Source organism: Burkholderia sp. LMG 13014 (genome assembly GCF_905232215.1).
In the GTDB taxonomy this organism is placed as follows: domain Bacteria; phylum Pseudomonadota; class Gammaproteobacteria; order Burkholderiales; family Burkholderiaceae; genus Burkholderia.
This window is the reverse complement of sequence record NZ_CAJNKE010000867.1, coordinates 1-1,867: the sequence shown is the minus strand read 5'-3', so window position 1 is coordinate 1,867 and position 1,867 is coordinate 1. Positions and strand designations below refer to the sequence as shown.

Genomic DNA, 1,867 nt, shown 5'->3' with positions numbered 1-1,867 from the left:
CGACGCTACCGAGGAACAGCCGCCGGACGCCACGCCGTCCGTGGGTGCCGACCACGGCCAGATCGATCGACCGGTCGGCGACGTAGCGCTGCAGCCGTGCGGCGATATCCTCGCCGATCTCGGTCTCGACGAGTTCCGTTTCGCCGTTGACTGCCGCGTGCGCGATGGTTCGTTCCACGTGTCGCAGGACCGACGCACCGTCGCGCCGGATCTCGTCGAGCAACGCATCCGGATCCATGCGCCCGCTGTAAGTGATCAGCAGCGACTTGTCGACGACGAAAACCGCGAACAGGCGTGCGCCACATGACCGCGCCACCTTCAGGCCCTCGTCGAGCGCCCGTTGCGATGAAGGACTGCCGTCCACGGCGACCATGATGTTCGTGTACATACCGACCTCACTGGATGACCCGACGCGCCGGCGGCGTTCGGATTGGTTTTCATCATCGGCGTTCGCCGCACGCAGGCGTTGACGGAAATCAACGGTTCGAAATCACACGCGAACTGGCATGCGCGTCGGCGCGAAGCACCGGATCATCGCGGCACGACCGACGTCGGCGCATCCGGGGAGCGGGCCAGGTTCCCGTACGCCCCGAAGCCTCGCTCGATGTCGAGGATCTTCGTCGCGCATGCGTCGTACTGCCAGCCCGGGCCCCCATCGCTGTCGTACATGCCTTTGCACATCGCCTTGAGCCGGATCACCGACGCGCCGCCACCCGACGCCGTGCGTGATGCCCACAAATAGACTTCGCCGGCCAGGAACGGGGGCGCCGTCTCGATCGTCTCCGCTCCGGCGCGCGTGATTCGGGTCGACGAATGTGCTTCGACGTAGCGGCGTGCGAAGTCCCACGCACGGTCGCACTCGGCAGGTGTCGAACACCGCAGCACCGCGGCCTGGCGCGTCGCGAACAATTGCGTTTCCGTCGACCGGAAAGCCGTGCTCCGTTCCGGACCGGCACATGCCGCCAATGCCAGCAGCATGCCGACCGCCCATCCGCGTTGTTTCATCGCCACTGCTCCGCAACACATCGAGTTCCGCTCGAAATCGGGCGGCATGAATCCGCTCGACAACCATCCGGCCGTGCGATGGCTGACTGCCCGCATTCAGCACGCGGTCATGTGCCGCATCGCCCGAACGCTCGAATCGACTGTATGGCCGCCATGGGGAATGCGGTTGACCTGCATCAATCGCGTGTCGGTACGGTGCGGGGCGCACGAGCCGGAAGGTTGTCGAAGGCGCGAATCGACTGTATGGCGGCCATGGGGAATGCGGTTGACCTGCATCAATCGCGTGCCGGTACGGTGCGGGGCGCACAAGCCGGAAGGTTGTCGAAGGCGTGAATGCGGACGGCGTTGCGCTGATACCGCACCGGCGCCGGGCCTCGGGAAGCCGTCCGCAGACGCACCATCGACGCGCTTGACACGCATCAAGCCGGAACCGGCGACAGTCGGCTGCAATGAGGGGCGTCGCACGCGTGCCCCCGGGCCTGCCGGCCCGATCCCGCGACATCGAGCAGACGGGAACGTGCCGTTTCCGTTCGACTACAACCCGCCGGTGCGGCGACATGCCGGCACCCTGCCCATCGATCCGTTCACCATGCCCCGAGCACCACGCCTGCCGTTCAAGTCGAGTCGCGGAGCCGCACGACGAAAGACCATGCAATTCGATCGCGCATTGCGTCGGCCCGCCACCTATGCGCACCCCGCCGGCCGGATCGAACGGATCGAAACGCACCTGTCCGTCGTGTATCTGGCGGGGCGCTATGCGTACAAGCGCATCAAGCCCGTTCGATTCGCCTTCGTCGATCTGGTGCGCCCCGCGCAGCGGCGCCGCTGCGCGCTCGCGGAGTGCAGGCTCAACCGGCCGTTC

2 protein-coding genes and 1 pseudogene are annotated in these 1,867 nt (G+C 66.5%); 1 reads left to right on the top strand and 2 read right to left on the bottom strand.

Features of this window, described 5'->3' with window-relative positions; genetic code table 11:
* The coding region (locus JYJ84_RS35605) for a universal stress protein (RefSeq protein WP_205187134.1) at positions 1-388 on the bottom strand (388 nt) is incomplete at its 3' end.
* A gap of 143 nt (positions 389-531) precedes the next feature.
* Entirely contained in the window at positions 532-1,005 is a 474-nt protein-coding gene (locus JYJ84_RS35600; RefSeq protein ID WP_175220452.1) for a hypothetical protein, read from the bottom strand.
* 589 nt (positions 1,006-1,594) lie between these two features.
* Here JYJ84_RS35600 and JYJ84_RS35595 point away from each other — a divergent pair.
* Positions 1,595-1,867, top strand: a pseudogene (locus JYJ84_RS35595) (kinase); the annotation flags it as partial.

Coding starts and splice junctions, on each gene's coding strand:
- JYJ84_RS35600 (WP_175220452.1), bottom strand. CDS start 1,005: ATGAAACAACGCGGATGGGCGGTCGGCATGCTGCTGGCATTGGCGGCA.